This window comes from Streptomyces azureus, from assembly GCF_001270025.1.
GTDB lineage: Bacteria > Actinomycetota > Actinomycetes > Streptomycetales > Streptomycetaceae > Streptomyces > Streptomyces azureus.
Genome location: NZ_DF968511.1, coordinates 1 through 1,251 on the forward strand (window position 1 = coordinate 1; position 1,251 = coordinate 1,251).

General features: G+C 70.9%; 2 protein-coding genes. One reads left to right on the plus strand and one right to left on the minus strand.

All coding sequences use genetic code 11. The features are described from left to right. Positions 1–126: 126 nt before the first annotated feature. Positions 127–345, minus strand: a complete 219-nt coding sequence (locus tag AOQ53_RS37710; protein ID WP_059424366.1) for a hypothetical protein — start codon at positions 343–345, stop codon at positions 127–129. A gap of 129 nt (positions 346–474) precedes the next feature. Between AOQ53_RS37710 and AOQ53_RS37715 the strand changes: the two genes are divergently transcribed. Continuing rightward, the coding region (locus AOQ53_RS37715; RefSeq protein ID WP_236711951.1) for a TetR/AcrR family transcriptional regulator at positions 475–1,251 on the plus strand (777 nt) is incomplete at its 3' end.

A 1,251-nucleotide genomic window follows, 5' to 3' on the forward strand; every position in this document is an offset into this window, starting at 1 on the left:
GAGCGGGCGTGCAGGGTCGCATGGAGATGTGACATTGCCGGAAAGAGCCGGCCGCGAGCCGACACCGCCGGGAACGCCCCCGAACGGCGGTGCGGATCCGCCCGTTCGGCGGATACCCCGAGCTCCTCAGCGGCGCCCGAGCACCTTCGCACGCGAGTGGGCCCAACCGGTCAGGAGGACACCGGCGGCGGTGAGCACTGCGTAGGCCAGCAGTGTGGGGAGGAAGCCGCCGGGGAGCCCGTCCAGCAGCCCCCGGTCGCCGCTGTCGACGAGGAGCCGGACGAGTGCCTGGCCGCACACGACCATCATCACCATGCCGAGGACCTGTAGGACGTCGTACTTCATGGCCTTCCCTTCCGTGGGGGAGGGTGACATTGATGTTACGAACGTATCAATCGACAGACAGGCAATTGCCCTAGCCGGAGCCAAAACTTCGCTTTACGTCACACTTTCTGGGAGCGCTATCGTGAAGGCGTGCGTGACGAAAATAAGCGGACGTGCCCGGTGTGCGGCAAGCCCACGGCCCGTCCGGGCCGTGGCCGCCCGCCCGTCTACTGCTCCCGGAGCTGCCAGGCCCGGGCCTACCGCCGGCGCCGGCAGCCGCTGCCCGCCCCGGGCAGCCCGCCCGCGCCCCGGCCGACGGACGTCCGGGCACGGCAGCGGCGCCGGATCGCCGAGGCGGTGTGGCGTATCGCGGCCGAGCAGGGACTGGACGCGGCGAGCATGCGCAGGATCGCGGCCGAGGCCAGGGTGTCCCTGCGGGTCGTGCAGTACCACTTCGACTCCAAGCACGCCCTGATGGTCGACGCGCTGCGGCTGCTGCACGAGGAGAACGAACGGCTGGCCCAGGGACGTATCCCCTACGACATGACGGAGCCGGGCGCGCTGCTGCGGGCAGTGCTGGACGAGTTCCTGCCGTTGGACGAGCAACGCGCCTTCGCGTTGCGCGTGTTCACGGCGTACTACGCGCGGAGCCTCACCGACCCCGTGCTCGCGGAGGTCTTCCTGGCCGCCGAGCAGCCGTTGGAGCGGCTCGTGGCGGACATCATCGGGGTGGGCGAGGCGGCAGGGAGCACGGCGCCGGGCATCGACCGGGTGCACGAGGCGGACCTGCTGGTGTCGGGAGCGGTCGGACTGGGCCTGGACGTCCTGCACGGCCGCCGCTCACTCGCGGACGTGCGGACGGTGCTGGAGTACCACCTGGGGCGGATCTTCCCGGACGCCATCCCCACATCCCGGCCGAATCCGGCC